General features: G+C 41.6%; 18 protein-coding genes. 12 read left to right on the plus strand and 6 right to left on the minus strand.

All coding sequences use genetic code 11. From position 1 onward, the window contains the following. Positions 1–3: 3 nt before the first annotated feature. From QDI94_RS07870 to rpmH, 4 genes are all read right to left on the minus strand, one after another. Positions 4–1,008, minus strand: a complete 1,005-nt coding sequence (locus QDI94_RS07870) for a YidC/Oxa1 family membrane protein insertase (RefSeq protein ID WP_101028305.1) — start codon at positions 1,006–1,008, stop codon at positions 4–6. Between the two features lie 9 nt (positions 1,009–1,017). Next, positions 1,018–1,257 carry a membrane protein insertion efficiency factor YidD gene (gene yidD, locus QDI94_RS07875; RefSeq protein WP_278419467.1) on the minus strand — a complete coding sequence of 80 codons (240 nt, stop codon included), beginning with the start codon at positions 1,255–1,257 and terminating at the stop codon, positions 1,018–1,020. A gap of 4 nt (positions 1,258–1,261) precedes the next feature. Then, positions 1,262–1,603 (minus strand): ribonuclease P protein component, encoded by a 342-nt coding sequence (gene rnpA / locus QDI94_RS07880; protein WP_101028307.1) that lies wholly within the window; start codon positions 1,601–1,603, stop codon positions 1,262–1,264. 65 nt (positions 1,604–1,668) lie between these two features. After that, positions 1,669–1,803 carry a 50S ribosomal protein L34 gene (rpmH, locus tag QDI94_RS07885; protein ID WP_015523014.1) on the minus strand — a complete coding sequence of 45 codons (135 nt, stop codon included), beginning with the start codon at positions 1,801–1,803 and terminating at the stop codon, positions 1,669–1,671. Positions 1,804–2,196: 393 nt separating this feature from the next. Here rpmH and dnaA point away from each other — a divergent pair, with 393 nt between their 5' ends. The 11 genes from dnaA (at position 2,197) to QDI94_RS07940 (ending at position 13,854) form a co-directional block, all read left to right on the plus strand. Continuing rightward, a complete protein-coding gene (gene dnaA, locus QDI94_RS07890) occupies positions 2,197–3,552 on the plus strand; it encodes a chromosomal replication initiator protein DnaA (RefSeq protein ID WP_101028308.1) in 1,356 nt (451 codons plus the stop codon). Between the two features lie 233 nt (positions 3,553–3,785). Further along, complete coding sequence (dnaN, locus tag QDI94_RS07895; RefSeq protein WP_101028309.1) at positions 3,786–4,892, plus strand: DNA polymerase III subunit beta; 1,107 nt, start codon at positions 3,786–3,788, stop codon at positions 4,890–4,892. Further along, complete coding sequence (locus QDI94_RS07900; protein ID WP_015523017.1) at positions 4,882–5,094, plus strand: RNA-binding S4 domain-containing protein; 213 nt, start codon at positions 4,882–4,884, stop codon at positions 5,092–5,094. The genes dnaN and QDI94_RS07900 overlap by 11 nt, the downstream gene beginning before the upstream one ends. A gap of 20 nt (positions 5,095–5,114) precedes the next feature. Next, the gene (recF, locus tag QDI94_RS07905) at positions 5,115–6,212 is read left to right on the plus strand and encodes a DNA replication/repair protein RecF (protein WP_278419473.1); all 1,098 of its coding nucleotides are present in this window, start codon (positions 5,115–5,117) and stop codon (positions 6,210–6,212) included. Next, the gene (gene remB / locus QDI94_RS07910) at positions 6,212–6,484 is read left to right on the plus strand and encodes an extracellular matrix regulator RemB (protein ID WP_101028311.1); all 273 of its coding nucleotides are present in this window, start codon (positions 6,212–6,214) and stop codon (positions 6,482–6,484) included. The genes recF and remB overlap by 1 nt, the downstream gene beginning before the upstream one ends. Positions 6,485–6,512: 28 nt before the next feature. Then, the gene (locus tag QDI94_RS07915; RefSeq protein ID WP_101028312.1) at positions 6,513–7,244 is read left to right on the plus strand and encodes a hypothetical protein; all 732 of its coding nucleotides are present in this window, start codon (positions 6,513–6,515) and stop codon (positions 7,242–7,244) included. Positions 7,245–7,255: 11 nt separating this feature from the next. Beyond that, entirely contained in the window at positions 7,256–7,651 is a 396-nt protein-coding gene (locus tag QDI94_RS07920; RefSeq protein ID WP_278474918.1) for a hypothetical protein, read from the plus strand. A 149-nt stretch (positions 7,652–7,800) separates the two neighbouring features. Next, a complete protein-coding gene (gyrB, locus tag QDI94_RS07925; protein WP_278868724.1) occupies positions 7,801–9,732 on the plus strand; it encodes a DNA topoisomerase (ATP-hydrolyzing) subunit B in 1,932 nt (643 codons plus the stop codon). Between the two features lie 42 nt (positions 9,733–9,774). Further along, on the plus strand, positions 9,775–10,206 hold the full coding sequence (locus tag QDI94_RS07930) for an acyl-CoA thioesterase (RefSeq protein ID WP_278419477.1): 432 nt from the start codon (positions 9,775–9,777) through the stop codon (positions 10,204–10,206). A gap of 252 nt (positions 10,207–10,458) precedes the next feature. After that, complete coding sequence (gene gyrA / locus QDI94_RS07935; RefSeq protein WP_278868199.1) at positions 10,459–13,029, plus strand: DNA gyrase subunit A; 2,571 nt, start codon at positions 10,459–10,461, stop codon at positions 13,027–13,029. Between the two features lie 69 nt (positions 13,030–13,098). Next, entirely contained in the window at positions 13,099–13,854 is a 756-nt protein-coding gene (locus QDI94_RS07940; RefSeq protein ID WP_278868200.1) for a hypothetical protein, read from the plus strand. A 69-nt stretch (positions 13,855–13,923) separates the two neighbouring features. Here QDI94_RS07940 and QDI94_RS07945 read toward each other — a convergent pair whose 3' ends face one another. Further along, positions 13,924–16,905, minus strand: coding sequence for a hypothetical protein (locus tag QDI94_RS07945; protein WP_278868201.1), 2,982 nt, complete (start codon positions 16,903–16,905; stop codon positions 13,924–13,926). Positions 16,906–17,172: 267 nt separating this feature from the next. Here QDI94_RS07945 and QDI94_RS07950 point away from each other — a divergent pair, with 267 nt between their 5' ends. Then, positions 17,173–18,915: a hypothetical protein gene (locus tag QDI94_RS07950; protein WP_278868203.1), complete on the plus strand. Its 1,743-nt coding sequence runs from the start codon at positions 17,173–17,175 to the stop codon at positions 18,913–18,915. Positions 18,916–19,022: 107 nt separating this feature from the next. On the opposite strand, the gene QDI94_RS07955 is transcribed toward QDI94_RS07950, so the two are convergent. Next, a complete protein-coding gene (locus tag QDI94_RS07955; RefSeq protein WP_278868205.1) occupies positions 19,023–20,912 on the minus strand; it encodes a glycoside hydrolase family 13 protein in 1,890 nt (629 codons plus the stop codon). Between the last annotated feature and the right edge of the window lie 226 nt (positions 20,913–21,138).

The following is a 21,138-nucleotide window of genomic DNA, read 5'->3' on the forward strand; positions in this document are numbered from 1 at the left end:
CTTCTACTTCTTTTTCTTTTTTGATTTTGTATTTTCTTCCGCACCTTCAGAAAGACCGTGCGGAACATAGTTATACTTAACAAGAGCCTCCTGCTCAAGCATAAGAGCAGCGTGTCTTGCCTCGGATGTTGCTGTCATTCTCTGCGGACTGAAAAGCTTGCCGACAACAACCGACTGAACAAGGCTTACGAGTGAAGATACAATCCAGTAGAATGCAACGGCTGACGGAACGATATATGCGATATATGCCGAGAAAAGCGGCATTGCGTACATCATAACCTTCATACAGCCCTGCTGTTGCTGCATAGGATTGTTTTTTACGTTGATTCTCATTGTAATAAACTGTGTAAGCACATTTGACGCAAAACAGATTACAGGGAAAAGAATCATCGGACTCCAAATACCGTAGTCCTGAGGAATTGCAAAAAGATTCATGCCAAAGGTGTTAAAGCCTTTTTCAAACATATTGATTGTATTGATTTGATCTGCATTAAAAATCTGCTGAATAGCGTCAATATTTTGAAAACAGCTGAAATCCTTCAAAAAATAAATTTCCTGATATGTAGCATTGGTTGCACCCGACGCTGCTGTATAACCCGGAATTGTGTTTACATAGTTAAGAGCTTCCGTTACCTTTGCACTGTCTATGTGAAGTGTGTTTGTAAGAGGATATGCGACAGCATAGAATACGCCGAAGAGAACCAAAAACGGAACAATCATCGTAAGGCAGCCGCCTGTCGGCTTAACTCCCTCTTTTTCGTAGAGCTTAGATATCTCTTCCTGAGCCTTTTGTCTGTTGTTTTTATATTTTTCCTGAATTTCCTTTTGCTTTTTTGAAAGTCTTGCGGTACCTGCCATTGATTTTTGCTGTTTGATTGTAAAAGGAAACATACAAAGTCTTACAATAATTGTAAAGACAATAATTGACAGTCCGAAATCTTTAAGTATATAGAAAGCTCCCCACAGCACATAGCCGAGCAAACTTCCGAGAAAACCAAAGATTTGCATACAGTTACCTCACTTTAAATTCTTACTCCTTGGCTTTTTTTCCGGTACCGGGTCGTAACCGCCCTTTGAAAACGGATTACAGCGCAGAATACGCCAAACGGTAAGCGCTGTGCCTTTGAGTGCTCCAAACCTTTCAATTGCCTCGATACCATACTGCGAACAAGTCGGAATATATTTGCAATGACTCGCTGTCAGCGGAGAAATTGAGGTTCGGTAAAACCTGATGATTGCCAGAAGAATGCGTTTCATAAAACTATCCCTCTTTTAAAACACCTGCAAGCAAAAGCTGCCTTTTCATTTCTTTACAAACAACAGTGCTTTTCACATACGGTGTTTTACCTCTGGCAACAAAAACAAAGTCGTATCCCTTTTTAATGTCAGGATAAAGCTCGTAATAAGCCTCTCTTATTACCCTTCTCGACCTTGTACGCCTTACGGCTTTTCCAATTTTCTTGCCGGTGGTTATTCCAAAACGCAGGTTATCGGATTTGTTTTTTAACACATAGGTTACCAAAACAGGACCAACAAAGGATTTTCCCCGTCTGTAAAGTCTGGAAAAATCCCTGTTATCCTTCAAAGTGATATATTCACCCATAATTTACCACCTTGCAAACAGGTGCATTAAAAAAGAAAGACCACCGGTTAAAAGTGGTCTTCTCTTTAATAAGACAACCTTTTTCTACCTTTAGCTCTCCTTCTGGCTAAAACTTTCTTGCCGTTAGATGTAGACATTCTCTTTCTGAAGCCGTGCTCCTTTTTTCTGTGGAGCTTCTTAGGCTGATAAGTTCTCAACATAATGAAAACCCTCCCTTCAAAATATAACCTTGCAATATAGCATTATATCTTAATTTCAGCCCGTAGTCAACAAAAATTTTTATTTTTTATTTTCAAAAATGAATTTAAAATAAATAAGAGAACAGACGCTCTTTCACAAATTTATTTTTCTTTATTGGTAAATACAATATATTGCAACATAAAAATCTTCACACACTATATATCCGATTTTCTGCAAAATTCAGGCTCTTTAATAATATAAGGTATCTATTACAATAAATTACAAATAGCTTTTTATAATTGCAATTTTAATTTTGTTGCGTTATAATAAAGCAGAATGGTATTTTATCAAAATGGGATAATTATGGAAAACAGGTGCAAGGTTAGGCACCACCGGAAGGGAAAGATTAAATAATGGACTCTTTTGAAGACGCATGGAAAGTCATAGACGGTTACTGCAAGTCAAAAATTACGGACATTGCCTATAATACATGGATCAGCAGAATCCAGCCTATTGACCTTGACTTTGAGAACGGAACCGCATACCTGCTTGTTCCGAACGATTTTCATGCTCAAACACTGAGAAGATGTTATATGAAGCTTCTCAACGAGGGATTCCGTGAAATTTTCGGAACAGAATTTAATATTGAATTTAGAACCCCTGCAAATGTAACAAACAATCCAAAGCCGCCTGCCGCGGCAACAATTACAACATCGGCATCAACTGCCCCTCTTTTGCAGAGTCCTGAAAACATTTCATATGAATACACCTTTGACACATTTATTGTCGGCGCGTCAAACAAGTTTGCTCACGCAGCGTGTCTTGCTGTTGCGTCAAATCCGTCATACGCATACAATCCTCTTTTTCTTTACGGAAATTCAGGACTCGGAAAAACTCACCTTCTGTATGCTATCGGCAATGAAATTAAAAAGAATGATCCGTCAAAAGTGATTTGCTACATAAAAGGCGATGACTTCACCGTTGAACTTATCGAATCAATTCAGCTTGCAAAAATGAACGAGTTCAGACAGAAATTCAGACAGGCTGATATTCTTCTTGTAGATGATGTTCAGTTCATCGGTGGTAAGGAACGTACTCAGGAGGAGTTCTTCCATACCTTTAACACACTTTATGAAGCAAGAAAACAGATTGTACTAACATCGGACCGTCCTCCAAAGGAAATAAAAACGCTTGAGGATCGTCTGCGTTCAAGATTTGAGCAGGATCTCATTGCGGATATTCAGCCTCCGGATCTTGAAACAAGAATCGCTATTATAAAAAGAAAAGCGGAGCTTGACGGTATTGAGCTTTCGGATGAGCTTTGCAACTACATTGCTTCAAAAATCAAATCAAATATCCGTCAGCTTGAGGGTACTGTAAAGAAAATCAAAGCAAAATACTACCTTAACAGCGAAAAACCGACTGTCAGCTCAGTTCAGGGCATTATTTCCGATATTCTCAACAATGAAGCCCCGCCCGAGGTTACCGTTGACAGGATTATTGACGAGGTTGCAAGAACCTACGGCGTTACTGCCGATGAAATCCGTTCTCAGAAAAACCGCAGTGCAAATATAAGCAATGCAAGACATATTGCAATCTACCTTACAAGAGAGCTTACAACTCTCTCAATGGTTGCAATAGGTGAAAAGTTCGGCAACCGCCATTATTCCACCATTATATATACACTTCGCAAGGTTGACGAGATGATGGCTAAGGACAGAAAAGTTAAGGAACTCATCGACGATACAATCAAAAATATCCGAGGCTGAAAGCCCGATTTTATTTAACTGTTTATTCAACATTCCACACACATTTTTCCACATTGTGTTGAATGTTTTACCTGAGAAAAAATTTGTCAACAAAAGCTAACAAATCAAAAAACTTCTTTTGTTTATGCTTTTATTCAGTGCCAATGCGGATTCTCACCGTTTTTTGACATTTTGACATCCCCTACTATAACTACAATAAAAATATAATAAATAGACAGGAGAAAATACACACGATGAAAATTTCATGTTCACGAACAGATTTGGGATTAGCCATTTCAAATGTGTCAAGAGCCGTGTCAACAAAGGCATCAATTCCCGCACTTGAAGGCGTTTTAATAAAAGCATACGGAAGTACTCTTAATATTTCGGGATATAATCTTGAAATCGGTATAACAACCGACATTGAGGCAACAATCAAAGAGGAAGGTGAAATCGTAGTAAGTGCGAAGCTTTTTCTTGATATTGTACGCCAGCTTCCGGAAGAGGTTGTGTTTATCGAAACAGATGAGCGTATGGTAACATACATAGCCTGCGGTAATGCAAATTATCAGATTGTCGGAATGTCATCGGTTGAATATCCGGATCTTCCGTCGTTTGAGCAGACTGACGGAATCTTCCTCAATGCAAAGGTCTTGCGTGAAATGATCAGACAGACTGTTTATGCCGTAAGTGAAAACACCGCAATGCCGATTTATACAGGTTCTCTCTTTGAAATTGAAAACGGTATATTCAAAATTATTGCAATTGACGGCTACAGAATGGCTATTCGCAGTGAAAATATCGACAGCGACAGCAAAAATGCTTTTGTTGTTCCCGGAAAAACTCAGCACGAGGTACTTAAGCTCCTTATTGATGATGAAGAAACAACAGAAATCATTATCGGTCAAAGACATATTGCATTTAAAATTAAAAATTATAAAGTTATCTCCCGTCTTATAGAGGGTACATTTATAGACTACAAGTCCGCAATCCCGAAAGACACAAAAACGGAGGTAGTTATTAACACAAGAACAATAATCAACGCAGTTGAAAGAATGTCGCCGATTAACAACGACAGAATGCAGAGTCCCGTAAGATGTACTTTCTCCGATGACGAAATCAAGCTTTCGTGTATTTCGTCTATCGGCAGAGCGGACGATGTAATCTCTGTTCCGATTGTCGGTGAATCGGTTGAAATCGGTTTTAACAACAAATATCTGCTTGACGCATTGAAAAATGCAGATACGGACGAAATAAAACTTATTCTCAACGGTCCCCTTATGGGCATGATTGTAAAGCCCGTCAAAAGCGACAGTTATCTAAGCGTTGTTGTTCCTATGAGGTTGGCAAATGAAAACTGAGAAAATTAAGATAGACAGCGAATATATAAAATTGCAGGATTTACTTAAACTCGGCGGTGCGGTTGAAACCGGCGGACAGGCAAAAGTTGTAATTCAGAACGGAGATGTTACCGTAAACGGTGAGATCTGCACAATGAGAGGCAAAAAAATGCGTGTCGGCGACACGGCTGTGTTTGACGGCCTTGAAATAATCGTTGAATAACTTTGGGATTGATGAAGTAAGTGAAGGTAATTGCTCTTAAATTTGAAAATTACAGAAATTTAAAGGACAATATAATTTCTCCGTGTGACGGAGTAAATATAATTTACGGCGACAATGCTCAGGGCAAGACAAATTTACTCGAATCACTCTGGTTTTTTTGCGGAGGTCACAGCTTTAGAGGCTCAAAGGACAGCGAGGTAATTAACTGGGACAGGAATTTTGCAAAAATTGAAATGCGTTTTTTCGGTCAGGACCGTGAGCAGACTGCAAAAATCCTATTCAAGGGCGGAAAAAAGACCGTTGAAATCAACGGCGTACAAAAAAATTCCGCAGCAGCGCTTATAGAACGCTTTTGTGCCGTTGTATTTTCTCCCGAACATCTCAGTCTTATAAAAAGAGGACCGGGTGAACGCAGAAAGTTTATTGACAGTGCAATTTGTCGCGAAAAACTGAAAAATGCCGTTGTTCTTTCAAAGTACAACAGAATTCTTAACCAGAGAAATTCACTTTTAAAAGATATTTACAGGAGGCCTTCACTTGAAGATACTCTTTCGGTGTGGGATGAACCTCTTTTAAAAAACGGTGCTGTGCTTGTAAAAAAAAGAATCGACTATGTAAAAATGCTCTCCGACCGTGCTGTTAAGTACCATGACGGAATTTCAAAGGGTAAGGAAAAATTGAAAATCCGATATGTGTCGGGCTGTGATATTACAGAGGATGACAGTACCGATGAGATATACGAAAAGCTGAAAACAAAGCTTGAAACACATAAAAGTGACGATATACGGACAGGTTTTACAAATTACGGTCCTCATCGTGACGATATAGAAATTATAATAAACGGCAAAAATGCCAAAGCTTTTGCATCTCAGGGACAGCAGCGAAGCGCTGTTCTGTCGCTGAAGCTTGCCGAGGCGTCTGTTTTGCGTGAAAGAATGGGTGAAGAACCGGTAATTTTACTTGATGATGTACTTTCTGAGCTTGACGCCAAAAGACAGGATTTTTTACTCAACGAACTTCACGGCTGTCAGGTATTCATCACCTGCTGTGAAAAATCGAATAAAGAACAGCTCAGAAACGGAAAAATTTTTCTGCTGAATAACGGAGTGGTTAGCTGATGTATCTTCATCTCGGACAGGATACCGTTGTCACCGTTGAAACGGTAATCGGAATTTTCGATATAGACGAATGTACAGTTTCAAAAAAAACAAGGGACTATCTTACTGCCGCCGAAAAAAACGGCAATGTTGTCAATGTTTCTTATGAATTGCCAAAATCCTTTGTTGTCTGCGAAAAAAAAGGTAAAATAACGGTTTACATCAGTCAGCTTTCATCAAAAACGCTCATTAAAAGAAGTCAGGCACCGTATAAAGAGCTTATGTGCCGTTGAAGTCGTATAATAAAAAGGAGTTCTGCATATGAAAATGAGAAAATGCCCCTACTGCGGAAGAAGAATTTCATACACTTCTGCCTTTGCAAGCAGAAGAAAAGCCGAATTTGTCTGCCAAAAGTGCGGTAAGGAGAGCAAGGTTGCAGTCAATAAAAAGGTGATTTTGATTTTTATTCTTGCTGTCGTAATTTCACTTGCAATTATGTCAGGCTGGATAATGGCAGGACTTTCAAGCAATCCGCTCGGAATTTTGCTTGTTGCAATTCCTCTGATTATTTTTGCGGCTTTAACACCGAGCTTTGTTCACTATGAGCCGTTCAAAAAATATAAAAAATCAATGGAGGCAAAAAAGGCAGGCATTGCCTATTCCGACAATCTTCTCACCTCGGAGCTTGACAAAGACGATAACTACACCTTCCCGAGTATAAATACTCAGCAGAATGAAGGCGACGATAATTTTGAAATTAACACGGATGTGTTCAATAAAATCAGGGCTGAAAGAAATGCCGCAAGACAAAGACTGGATTCAAACGAAATTTCTTCGGATTCTTCATCCTTTGCAAAGCAGGAATATGTTCCCATAATCAACAATACAAGTGAAAATCATGCCTCAAGCGGAGCGTCACTCAAAAAAATACACTCCGAAGCTCCTGCCCGTCACACAGTCAGCAGAAACAGGCATTACATAAATTCCGATGAAACCGCAGAAAACAAAAAATCCGATGACGGCAACCGTTATTCGGTCAACAGAAAATTTTAATCGGTGATAAAGTGTTCAAGCTTCCCATATGTCCGCATTGCCGAACAATTTACCGTTACGGCGATGTAAGAAAAAATCTCAATACCAAAATTCACACCTGCTATCACTGCAAAAAGCAATTCAAAACCTCATTTTCGGGCTTATGGATTTTGCTTTTGATTATTATTGCAATCGGAATTATTGTAAATCTGATTGAAATATCAGTTTTTGCAAGAACAAATGTGACAGCACTTTTGGTTACAAACATTATACTTGTACTGTTTTTTCTGCTTTTTGTGCCGTTTTTTACAAAATTCAGAAAATTCGGAGAAGATATGCAAAAAGATAAAAATATAACAGCATCAAAAAAACAGCAGAAAAAACAAACGAACACAAGCACTGTTCGTAAATCGAATAAACGGAGGTAAGTGTTTTGGATAATCTTGAAAATAACGAAAATATGAATGAGAATATTGAAGAAATCAGCGAAAATGTAAATAATGAAGCCGTTGACGAAGACTATGAAAAAGAGCTTGAGGCTGAAGAATTGGTTGAATTTGACGGCGAATCCGAGGGTATGGAGCTGTCAAAGGTTGAACAGGAATACGGAGCTGATGAAATTCAGGTTCTTGAGGGACTTGAAGCAGTCAGAAAGCGCCCCGGTATGTACATCGGTTCAACAGGTCCGAGAGGACTTCATCACCTTGTTTACGAAATTGTAGATAACTCAATCGACGAAGCACTTGCAGGTTATTGTACAAAAATTGATGTTGTCATCGAAGACGGCGACATAATCAGGGTAACCGATAACGGTCGTGGTATTCCTGTCGGCGTGAACAGCAAAACCGGACTCCCTGCCGTAACGGTTGTATTCACCGTTCTCCACGCCGGCGGTAAATTCGGCGGCGGCGGTTACAAGGTTTCGGGCGGTTTGCACGGCGTAGGTGCATCTGTTGTAAACGCACTTTCCGAGTGGCTCGAAGTCAAGGTTTGTGACGGCGAGGATGTTTACTTTCAGCGTTATGAAAGAGGAAAAATTGTAACCGACCTTCAAAAAATCGGCAAGTCTGATGTTAAGGGTACGGAAGTACGCTTTAAAGCCGACCCCGAAATTTTTAGAGAAACCACGGTTTACGATTACAGCGTTTTGGAAAGAAGACTTCGTGAGCAGGCATTTCTTAATGCAGGCGTTCACATTGAACTTCGTGACGAGCGTGATCTTGAAAATATTATTCAGAATAACTTTGTCTATGAGGGCGGTATCAGGAGCTTTGTTGAGTACATTCACAAAAAGCGTTCTCTTGAAGTTATTCATCCCGATGTAATTTACTTTGCGTCAAGGAATGCAGATGATACAATTGCAGTTGAAATTGCAATGCAGTACAATGAAAGCTATAACGAAAATCTGCTCACTTTTGCAAATAACATTCATACAACCGACGGCGGTACTCATGAAGAAGGCTTCAAAAGAGCACTCACCTATGTTATGAATGACTATGCAAGAAAGTTCGGAAAACTGAAGGATAATGATAAGAATCTCAGCGGTGAAGATGTTCGTGAAGGACTTACCGCAATTGTCAGCGTAAAGCTCAAAGAGGCTCAGTTTGAGGGACAGACCAAGGCAAAACTCGGTAATACCGAGGTAAGAGCAATGGTTGACCGCCTTATGAGGGATAAGCTTTCGGTTTATCTCGAAGAGAATCCTGCCGTTGCAAAGGTAATTTTTGAAAAGGCGCTTGCATCGTCAAGAGCAAGAGAGGCTGCAAGAAAAGCAAGAGAAAATGCAAGAAGAAAATCTCCTCTTGACTCCGCACAGCTTCCGGGTAAGCTTGCCGACTGTCAGTCAAAAGACAGCAGCGAAACAGAAATCTTCATAGTCGAGGGTGACTCTGCAGGCGGTTCCGCAAAGGGCGGCCGTGACAGAAGAATCCAGGCTATCCTCCCTCTTTGGGGTAAAATGCTCAATGTAGAAAAGGCAAGAATCGACAAGGTTTACGGAAACGACAAGCTGATGCCGGTTATTACGGCACTCGGAACAGGCATAGGCGATGAGTTCGATATTTCAAAGCTCAGATATGACAAGGTTATTATTATGGCGGATGCCGATGTTGACGGTTCGCATATCAGAACTCTTCTTCTAACTTTCTTTTTCAGATATATGCGTCCGCTCATTGAAGAAGGTCATGTATATATTGCACAGCCACCGCTCTTTAGAGTTACAAAGGGCAAAGAGCATAAATATGCGTATTCGGACCTTGAGCGTGACCAAATTTTGGCACAGATTGAGGGCAAAACCGAGGTTCAGCGATACAAAGGTCTTGGTGAGATGGACTCCGAGCAGCTTTGGGAAACAACAATGAATCCCGAAACAAGACTTATGCTCCGTGTTGATCTCAGCGATGCAGAACAGGCAGACGAAACCTTCACAATCCTTATGGGTGACAAGGTTGAGCCGAGAAGAGATTTCATTGAGAAAAATGCAAAGTATGTACAGAATCTCGATGTCTGATACATTACGGTTAATCAAAATATAAAAAAACGGGGTGATTTTATGCACGCAAGAACAAAAATTACGGTTCGTTACGCAGAAACGGATAAAATGGGAATTGTACACCACTCAAATTATCCGATTTGGTACGAAATAGCAAGAAACGACTATATCAAAATGTTCGGAATCAGCTATACGGATATGGAAAACGCAGGTGTAATGACTCCGCTCTTGAACCTGAGCTGTCATTACGGAATCCCTGCCCTTTATGAGGACGAGCTGATTATCCGCACTTGGGTGCAGACTATCACAGCCGCAAGAATTATTTTTACATACACGGTAAAGCGTATTGAAAAGGACGGCTCGGAAACCGAGCTAGGCTACGGTACAACCGAACACGGTTTTGTAGACTCCAAAACATTTCGCCCCACAAGTATAAAAAAACGCTTTCCAAAACTCTATGAAGGCATTTCAGCTGCAGTAAAACACTTCTAACAGCGTGTCGCTGCACCCAATTCGAGAATATAGTTTGTGAAATTAAAAAATAAATTTTCCCGACCAAATTCATACACACTTTTCATCACATCAAAAAATATGTGTAAAACAAATCGTTTCATCAAGGCGGGCGTCCAATGAACGCCCCTACTGAAACAAAATTACACGCTAAACTAATCAAAAAACGCAAAATAACATTATTATAAATTATTGAACAGACAGTAACAAGAGCTTAAAAAGCGAGGAAAGAATATGGATAACGAACAGAATCAGAACAAGGATGCAAGAATTATTGATGTCGATCTGCAAAATGAAATGAGAAAAAGCTTTTTGGACTACTCCATGAGCGTTATCGTTTCCCGTGCATTGCCCGATGTCAGGGACGGTCTTAAGCCTGTTCACAGAAGAATACTCTACACAATGAATCAAATCGGTCTTGACCCGTCAAAGCCGTACCACAAGTGTGCCGATACTGTAGGTCAGGTGCTTGGTTCGTATCATCCGCACGGTGATGCCTCGGTTTATGATGCAATGGTTCGTCTTGCACAGGATTTTTCCATGAGATATATGCTTGTTGACGGTCACGGTAACTTCGGTTCGGTTGACGGTGATCCGCCTGCCGCATACCGTTATACAGAGGCGAGAATGAGCAAAATTTCTCTTGAAATGCTCACGGATATCGAGAAAAACACGGTTGACTTTATGTCAAACTACGACGACCGTCTTAAAGAGCCGACTGTTCTTCCAAGCCGTTTTCCAAATCTTCTTGTAAACGGTTCAAGCGGTATTGCCGTTGGTATGGCAACCGAAATTCCGCCGCATAACCTCGGTGAAACAATTGACGCAGTCTGCACTCTCATTGATAATCCCGACGCTGAACTTGCCGAGATTATGGAGTGTATGCCCGGTCCCGACTTTCCGACAGGCGGTATAATTATGGGCAGAAGCGGTATTCGTGCCGCCTATGCAACAGGCCGCGGAAAAATCACCGTAAGAGCCAGGACTGAAATTATCGAAGCTAAAAACGGCAGATATAAAATTGTCGTTACGGAGCTTCCGTACAAGGTCAACAAGGCAAGACTTATTGAAAACATTGCCGACCTCGTAAAGGACAAGAGAATTGAGGGTATTTCAAATATTGAAGACCACTCCGACCGTAAGGGTATGCACATAGAAATTGACATCAAGAGAGATGCGTCACCGCAGATTGTCCTTAACCAGCTGTTCTCATACACACAGTTGCAGACAACCTTCGGTGCAATTATGCTCTCTATCGTTGACGGCGAGCCTAAAATTCTTTCACTCAAGGAAATGCTCCAATGCTACATTGAATTTCAGGCTGAGGTTATTCGCCGCCGTACTGATTTTGACCTCAAAAAAGCCCGTGACAGAGCTCATATTCTTGAGGGCTTGAAGATTGCGCTTGATTTTATTGACGAGGTAATCAAAATCATCAGAAACAGCAAGGATACTGCAAGTGCAAAAGCAGGTCTTATGGAGCGTTTCGGTCTTGATGATGTTCAGGCTCAGGCTATTGTTCAGATGCGTCTCGGACAGCTCACAAATATGGAGCAGACTAAGATTGAGGACGAGATTGCAGCCCTCCACGCAAAGATTGAAGAATATCTCGAAATTCTTGCAAGTGAGTCAAGACAGCTTGAAATCGTAAAAGAAGAAATTATGCAGATTCGTAATAAATATGCCGATCCGAGAAGAACAGAAATTTGTGCTGTAAGCGGTGAGGTTGATATTGAGGATCTTATTCCGCAGGAGGAGTGCGTTCTTACACTTACACAGTTTGGATATGTAAAGCGTCTTTCTGCCGATACCTACAAAATTCAGCGCAGAGGAGGCCGTGGCGTATCGGGTATGTCACGCCGTGAGGAGGATGTTGCGGCTGAAATGTTCGTAATCAATTCACACGACTATGTTCTGTTCTTTACCGACAGGGGCAGAGTTTATCGCCTTAAATGCTATGAAGTTCCCGAGGGAAGCCGTCAGTCAAAGGGTGTGAACATTGCAAACCTGTTGCCGATTTCGCCCGATGAAAAGGTAACTTCGATGATAAGAGTGCCTGAATTTGACGAGGAAAAATACCTTGTTATGGTCACCCGTCAGGGCATTATCAAGCGTATTGAACTCAATGCATACAACACCTCAAGAAAGGGCGGCCTTATTGCTCTTGAACTCAACGAGGGTGACAAGCTTGCGTGGGTAAGAATGACTGACGGCAACAGTCAGGTTATTATCGCCACTAAGAAGGGTATGGCTATCCGCTTTAACGAAACCGACATCCGTGCAATGGGCAGACAGGCTCGAGGAGTTAAGGCAATGGCTCTCAAAGAGGGCGACTGCGTAGTCGGAATGAGCGTTGTCCGTGACGGCGGTCTTGTTCTCACAGTTTCCGAAACAGGCTACGGCAGACTTTCAAGTCCAGATGATTACCGTGTTCAGAGCCGTGGCGGTAAGGGTCTTACCAACTACCACACTGAAAAATACGGCGATGTTGCCGCTATCAAGGTGGTAAACCTTGACGATGATATTATTATCATCTCGGAAGAAGGCATTATTATCAGAATTGCAGCCGAATCAATCCGTGTTTGCGCCCGCCCGTCAAAGGGTGTAACCGTGATGAAGGTGAACGGTAACGACAAGGTTGTAACAATCGCCCGTGTTCCCCATATTGACGGTGAAGACGATGAATCAGCCGAGAGCGAAGATAACGCAGAAAATGGTGAATCGTCAGAAACGGTTGCAGAAGAAGCTTCCGAAAATAACGAGGGTGAAACTTCTGAATCAACCGAAGAAAATACGAAAGAATAATTAGCAAAAATAAGAAAACTCCACTTTTTTAAGTGGAGTTTTTGACACATATGAAAATCTGGTGATTTGATGAAAAAATCTTTAGCTTTGATTGTTGCCGTTATGCTTTTGCTGTCACTTTTTGGCTGTTCTGACAAGTCAAAGGCTGATGTTTCGGGTGTTGTAGATGCACCCGATAAAATTTCTACTCTTGATGAGGCAAAAATAAGCAAGAACCCGAACATTCGCCAAAAGAGCGAAAATGTAAACGGAATGTGTTATGCAATCACACTTGAGGAGTTTACTCATAACTATAATGAGATGCTCAAAGAAACGGGCAGTCTGGATATGATAAATCCAAAGGGATGGAAAATGCTTGGCAGTCCGCAGGATGACGCTAACGGTACGGAATATCAGTACTATTACTATGATGCCGACAAAATCAATCTTACAGCCTCGGTTGAAACAAAGACAAATTATATTATGAATATCGGTCTTGGCACAACAATGAGCAACTTTGTTTCGATTGAAAACGAGAAAAATAACAGCGACACAATCTTAATGAAGAGTGCTGTTATGGCTGTTGCCGTGAGCGGAATGGGCATTGACGAGGTCGATACAATTCAGGATATTTTTTATCGCACAACCTTTGAAAATACAAATGAACTATGGTACAACGGCAATGTGTACGCTTTGAGTATGAATGAGGATAAAGGGGACAGCGAACGCAGTACAATGCTGTTCCGCACTTTTCCAATTTCGGAAGATGTAAAGGAAAACTGGGGCATTGACGAGTATGAAAGCTATGTGGCAAATGCAACCCAGATAACAACAAACGCAAATTAAAAGTGAATTTTGCAAAAAGACAAGGCGACTATCGAAAACGATAGCCGCCTTATAGTTTAATCTGTTCTGTTATTTGTTTTTCGTTTTCTTTCTGTCAACAGCCGTTGCAGTAATAAACACGCCACCGCTGACAAACAGCAAAGCAATCCATAAAATTATATTACCGCTATTGCCGGTTTTCGGTGAGGCAGTATTCGCCGTGTTGTTTAGTTGGTCAGCAGAACTGCTTTCGGAAGAAACGGTGTTTGTCGGCTTATTTGCTTTGTCATCCGAACTGCTACCAAAACCGATTGCAGGAATATCAACGGTAGTCTTTTTGTAACCGCAGATGGTGCATTCCTCATGCTTTGAGCCTTTTTCTGCAGTAGTGGCTTCCTTGTCAATAATCCATTTAAAGTTGTGAGCGGTTATGTCAGCCTTTTCGCCGTCTTCACATTCGTGCCAATGATTTGTGCTGTCATATTTCCACTCCGTGCCGTAGTCGTGGTTGTGAGAATCAATTTTCGGAATATCAACGGCAGCTTTTTTGTAACCGCAGACGGTGCATTCCTCATGCTTTGAGCCTTTTTCGGTAGTAGTGGCTTCCGTGTCAATAATCCATTTAAAGTTGTGAGCGGTTATGTCAGCCTTTTCGCCGTCTTCACATTCGTGCCAATGATTTGTGCTGTCATATTTCCACTCCGTGCCGTAGTTGTGATTGTGAGAATCAATTTTCGGAATGTCAACGGCAGTCTTTTTGTAACCGCAGACGGTGCATTCCTCATGCTTTGAGCCTTTTTCGGTAGTAGTGGCTTTCCTGTCAACAATCCATTTAAAGTTGTGAGCTGTTATATCAGCCTTGTTGCCGCACTCACATTCGTGCCAATGATTTGTTTCATCATACTTCCATTCCGTACCGTACTTGTGTGTATGTCCGTCTGCGGCAGGAGTCATTGTCAGATCAGTGAGAACCCACATAGTACCGTCAGAACCATCGCTGGTATCGCCTTCATAGCGCTTATAATTCACAAATTCGCCGTTGATCTTCAGCTTGGTGTTGGGTCCGAATACATAAGTGGTATTTTCGCTTTCAACATAGCCCACAGCCACCACATATACACCGTAATGATAGGTCTTTCCGGCTTCAAAAGCGGTGATCTTGTTAGTATAAATGTCGCTGCCCCACTCCGGCTCTGTAGAAACTATGCCGGTATTCTCGTCTAAGCTCCACCACTCACAACGGAATGCATACGGAGCGTCGTTAGGCACCGTTCCTGTGAATACAGGCTTATCACCATCTTTAAAGCTGACAGTGGCGTCATTGATCTCCACCACATCAATAACTTTCACGGTGGTCGGCGTCATGGTCAATACATTCATGAACCAAATGGTTTCGCCGCTATCGTCTATACTGATCTGATCGGGTGTCAGGGTGATTTCTTCACCGTTGATATAGAGTTTTGTGTTCTTATCAAAGCGGTAGCCCTCTTCCATGCCCAAGTCGGAAATCTTGAAATATACGCCATAGGTGTAACTCTTTCCGGCTTCAAATTCCGTAATGAGCTTGCCGTTGTAACGCTCGTTCCAGTAGTCGCTGGAGGTAATGCCATAGCCACTGCCATCATTGGCGTCCCACCGCTCATGGTCGAGATCAATAAACGGATCCACGGCGCTGGTCATAAAGCTCGGTTTGTCGCCGGCATTAAAGTTGGTACGAGCAATAAAGTCAATTTTCTCTACAGCCTGACCGGGGCGCATATTCATACCGTAGGTCACAACACAGGTTCTGTTGTCATCCAGCGTCATAGCAAATGAGCCTTCGGGCAGACTTTTGCCGTTGAGGGTAATATCATCGGCTGAAATGCTGTCACTAAAGATGTAGCCGTCTTTGGCTTCCAATCGTACGGAATATTCATACTTGCCATCCTTATCAAAGGAGGTAAGATCTGCATAACCTGAGGGACAATAGTCCTCGTCTGAATACCAGTATGCCACGGATTTGGTTGTGTACTCATCGGTTTTTTCCAGCTTACCCCAACATTCATAGAGAATATCGTATTTATCTCGGTCTGCGGTTGCTGCCGTGGCTGTGGTGCGTGGGGTTTCGCCGTCCTTATAGTCCAACTTCACATTTTCCACGGCGGCGGAGGTAATGACAGTATTCTGTTTTGTCGGTGTAATCGTTTTAACAGCAGGGACATACAGGTATTCCCCACTCAGACTCGATTTTACGCTTTCCCCATTCACTGTAACGGCGGTTTCGTTGCTGAAGGAATATCCATCCTTCGGCTTCAGCATAAGGGAATACACATAACGCTTGCCGCTTTCAAATTCTGTGATGGTCGGCAGAGAGCCGTGTGAGCCGTTGTCGGAATACCAGGCGGCAACGGGTTCGTTGTTTTCGAATTCCTGCCAGCATTCATAAGCGATTTCATATTTATCGGCATCGGCATTATATACCTCGGCGGTTGCCTGTGGGGCATCACCCGGCTGATAGTTGAATTTCACATTCTTGACAACGGCAGAGGTGATGGTGCTTGCCGGCTGATTGTTTTCCTGCACAATCAGGTCATAGGTTGTTTGATACACTTGATATTGATGAACAACAATATTCTTATTCACACTTCCGGAAGCTGCGTTTTCGAGAGCATCCTGATCGCCGACGAGTATATCGCCATCTGGTGTAATAATATTACTACTCTCAAAATGATCAAGAATAAATGTGCTATTACGGTTTTCAGTGGTAATATTTCCTCGCGAAGAAAATTGTGCAATGATTTCATCATCAATTCTTTTGATTTCTGCCTGCACCGCATCACTGTTAAAATTGCCTTCAACGAAATCCCCTGATTTGGTCACTTCTGTTGTTTCTGCCACATTGCCGTCTGCATCTTTAATGGTGACCTGCGCAGTTGTTTCAACCTTTGTGTGATAGAAATGGCTATAGGGTTTAGTGGTATTGTCTCCGATCACATCTGTTACACCGGCATATGCCGTAATCGGCACAATGGATAGTGCCAGGTACAAGGTCAGCAGAACAGTCAACAGCTTTTTTGGTTTTGTTTTTTTCATATTCATCTTCTCCTTTCAACGGCTAATGCCGCATAAAATGTTTTTTGGCTGTATCCGTTTGGTATTATTACCGTCCGTTACCGCCATATTGGCAGGTTGGCTGTGAAAAACAACCCCGTATACCTGTCAAAGATTTCACCATTATTTTAGCATATTTTACGCACAATTTTACCATAATTCCAAAAAAGTCAATTGACTATTTTGGAATTATTCTGTAATATACTCTTATAACATTATTGATAAACAAACTCGATTGGAGTGATATCTATGAAATTTTCTGAAAAATTAAACGATTATATCGAGCAGTTGTCCTGTACGGGAAAAGATATCTGTAATTTATCCGGCATTTCTGCGGCATCTTTCAGCCGATACAGAAACGGCGAACGAGTACCGGAGCTTGGAACAAAGTCTTTTGAGGATTTATGTTGTGCGCTGGCACAGATTTCCGCACAAAAAGGAAAGTTACAAATCACCGCTGACGCTGTGAAAAAAGCGTTTGTAAGCTGCGATGATTTTGTATCTACAGACAAGGAGTTACTGCGGAAAAATTTCAACACACTTCTCTCTGCACTCAATGTCAATCTGACGCAGTTGTGTCAGTACACTAACTATGACGCGTCTGCTATTTTTCGCATTCGTAACGGCTCAAGAAAGCCCGGAGATGCCGAGCGTTTTGCATCTGCGGTTGCTTCGTTTGTAACAAGAACAATGCAGATGCCGTCCGAAATTGCCGCCGTTGCAGAATTGATTGGCTGTGATATTGATGAAATTTATGATTTGTCGGTTCGATACGCAAAAATAAAAAGCTGGCTTTTGAAACAGCCCGTGCAAAAAGCCGAAAGCAACAGCGTTTCAAAATTTTTAAGCAAGCTGGATGACTTTGATTTGAACGAATATATCAAGGTTATCAAGTTTGATGAGCTGAAAGTTCCGTCCGTACCGTTTCAGATTCCGTCCTCCAAGACATATTTCGGTATTAAAGAAATGATGGAGAGCGAGCTTGATTTTTTGAAATCAACCGTGCTTTCAAAATCATCAGCCCCTGTGATAATGTACAGCGATATGCCGATGAAAGAAATGGCAAAGGATCCGGAGTTCCCCAAAAAATGGATGTTCGGTATGGCGATGATGCTAAAAAAAGGACTGCATCTTCATCAAATACATAATCTTGACCGCTCTTTTGATGAGATGATGCTTGGCCTTGAAAGCTGGATACCGATGTATATGACAGGGCAGATTTCTCCCTACTATTTCAAGAATGCTCCGAATGATGTCTTTCTGCATTTTTTGAAGGTGTCGGGAATCGCCGCACTTTCGGGCGAAGCTGTTGCCGGATACCATTCCGACGGTAAATACTATCTGACAAAGGTAAAGCGTGAGGTGGAATATTACCGAAAAAGAGCCGAGGAAATGCTGAAAAATGCCTATCCTTTAATGGAAATTTACCGCAGTGAACGAAAAAATGAGCTGAATGCCTTTCTTCTTGCCGATATAAAAACAGCAGGCAAACGCCGCAGTATTCTGTCCTCTCTGCCGTTATACACAATAAGCGATGAACTTCTCAACCGTATTCTTACACGGAACAATATTAATGCAGAGCTAAAAGAAAAGATAAAAGAGTACGCAAAAACACAAAGAAAGCGAATGAAAAAAATTCTTGAAACCGAAAGAATTGAAGATGAGATACCTGATTTTGTACAGGAAAATTTTACGAAAAGTCCTCCCATGCTGGAACTTTCAGGTATATTTTGTGAAGAGGATATTCCGTATAACGAAGAGGAATATACTGCCCATTTGAAAGAATCAATGGCCTTTGCAGAGCAGAACCCGAATTACACATTAAAGTGCAGTACGGCGCACGCATTTAATAATCTGAAAATTATAATTCACGAGGGACAATGGGTGATGGTGTCCAAAGGAAAAACGCCTGCAATCCATTTTGTCATTCGTCATCCCAAGCTTCGCAGTGCGATAGAATGCTTTATTCCGCCGATAACGGAAGATGAGTAAGTCGGTAAATTAAATAATAACAAGCATATAAATACCGCAACAAAACAAGCGACAGTTTAATTTCTGTCGCTTGTAATTATACTTTATTCTGTTTTACATTACATATATCATGTATCGAGTTCAATAACTACAAATTCTGCGGACATAGGCGGAATTGTGAGTATACCGTTCTCAAGCTTTGAACCGAAAACAGGTTTGCCGTCTGCATATCCGGGCGGCATTTTTGCCTCGACTTCATAATCATAGAGATTGAATGTGCAGAAAACAGCGGAATCTTTGTCGTGGCGGATATATGAAATTCTTCTTTCCTCCGAAAGAACATTTATAAAATCACCGTCCCACAATGCCGAACAGCTTTTTCTTACATTTGCAAGCTTTTTGTGCCACTCAATGAGTTCCTTATTTTCCTTGCCCCACGGATAACAGCAGCGGTTGAACGGGTCACGGTATCCTTCCATTCCTGCCTCGTCACCGTAATAAATACACGGAAATCCCGGGAGAGTAAACTGCATTGCACTTGCAACCTTGAGCAGCTTTACACCGAGTTTTTTATGCTCGTCATCAAGCTTAGTGTTAGCCTGCCATTCTCTGTCCTTGCCGTCAAGCGGTTCGCCTGCCATAACTGTGATTGCTCTTTCGGTATCGTGAGTCGAAAGTGAATTCATCAGCACTCTGAGAACAGGACGGGGATAGTTTTCGATTACGCTCATAATCTGATCCATTGTGTATTTGCCGTGCTGACCTTTGCAGAAGTTAAGAATTGCATCTCTGAACACATAGTTCATAACGGAGTCAAACTGTTCGCCGAGCAAGAACTTTCTTCTTGCGCCGTAGCTTTCCTTGTTGCTTGCGTCCTCCCACACTTCACCGACGAGAAATGCGTCCGGATTTTCGTCCTTAACGGATTTGCGAAGATTTTCAATGAATACATCGGGAAGTTCATCTGCAACATCAAGCCGCCAACCCGAGTTGCCGCATTTCATCCATTTTCTGACTATGCCGTCTTTGCCGTTGATATATTCGTTGAATGACGGAGTTTCCTCAATAACCTCGGGTAAAGTGTCAAAGCCCCACCAGCTTTGGTAATTGTTCGGCCATTCGTTGAATTTGTACCAGCTGAAATACGGCGAATTTTTGTCGTTATACGCACCGCCCTTGCCGTATCTGCCCGAACGGTTGAAGTAAACGCTGTCGCTTCCGGTATGAGAAAATACACCGTCATTTATAATGTGTATTCCCCTCTTTTTAGCCTCTGCGCAAAGGTGCTTAAAATCTTCCTCTGTTCCGAGAATCGAATCAACCTTTGAATAGTCGCCCGTATCATAACGGTGGTTTGAGTATGCCTCACTGATAGGATTAAGGTAAATACAGCTTACACCGAGGCTTTCAAGGTAATCAAGCTTCATTGTAATTCCCTTGAGGTCGCCCATAAAGAAATCATTGTTCTTAATTATTCCGTTTTCATCGGGTTTCCATTCAGGAAGAGCATACCAATCCTTGTTGCGTTTGAAGTCAGTGCGCTTTATATTCTTTTCTTCACCGCTGAAATAAAAACGGTCGGGAAAAATCTGATACATAATTCCGCCGACAAGCCAGTCGGGAGTTTTAAAGCCTTTTTTGTAGCATGTAATCTGCCAGCTTCTGCCCATATAGTCTTCAATTGTGCTGACCTTGTACGGTTCGGACGGAATAACATATCTTGTTTTATCAATGCCGGTGAGCTTGAAATTGTACCAGTAAAGACCGATTTTCTCGGGAGTAAAGTCACACTCCCAAATTTCGGTATCCTCGTCAAATTTACCGCACCAGATAAGCTCGGTAAATTCCCAGTTGTAATCGTAATCGTATTTTACGCACAGCTGTGCTTTTTGTGTATGCTCTGTCTTTGGCAAAAGAATTCTGAAATGAATCTCGGTACCCTGTTCAACCGCACCAAACGGCGAACGGTAGTAAATTTTTCGTGAATCAAACGGTACGGGCATATAATCACTTCCCATAATAATATATTCCGAAATATAGATTTTGTTTTGGCGGTTATGCCCTGTTATTCGGAAATTAAGACAAATCCGCCAAAATGACGCGATTTTCATTTTATCACAAAAGAATAAATAATTCAACCAAAATAGGTCGAAATTGGAATAAAATCGCTAAAAGCCGTGCAATTAAAAAAATATTCAAACAATCTTCTCTTTGCTCTTTTATTATCTTTTGTTTTATATTATA

It is taken from the genome of Ruminococcus bromii (genome assembly GCF_928721825.1).
In the GTDB taxonomy this organism is placed as follows: Bacteria; Bacillota; Clostridia; order Oscillospirales; family Acutalibacteraceae; genus Ruminococcoides; species Ruminococcoides bromii.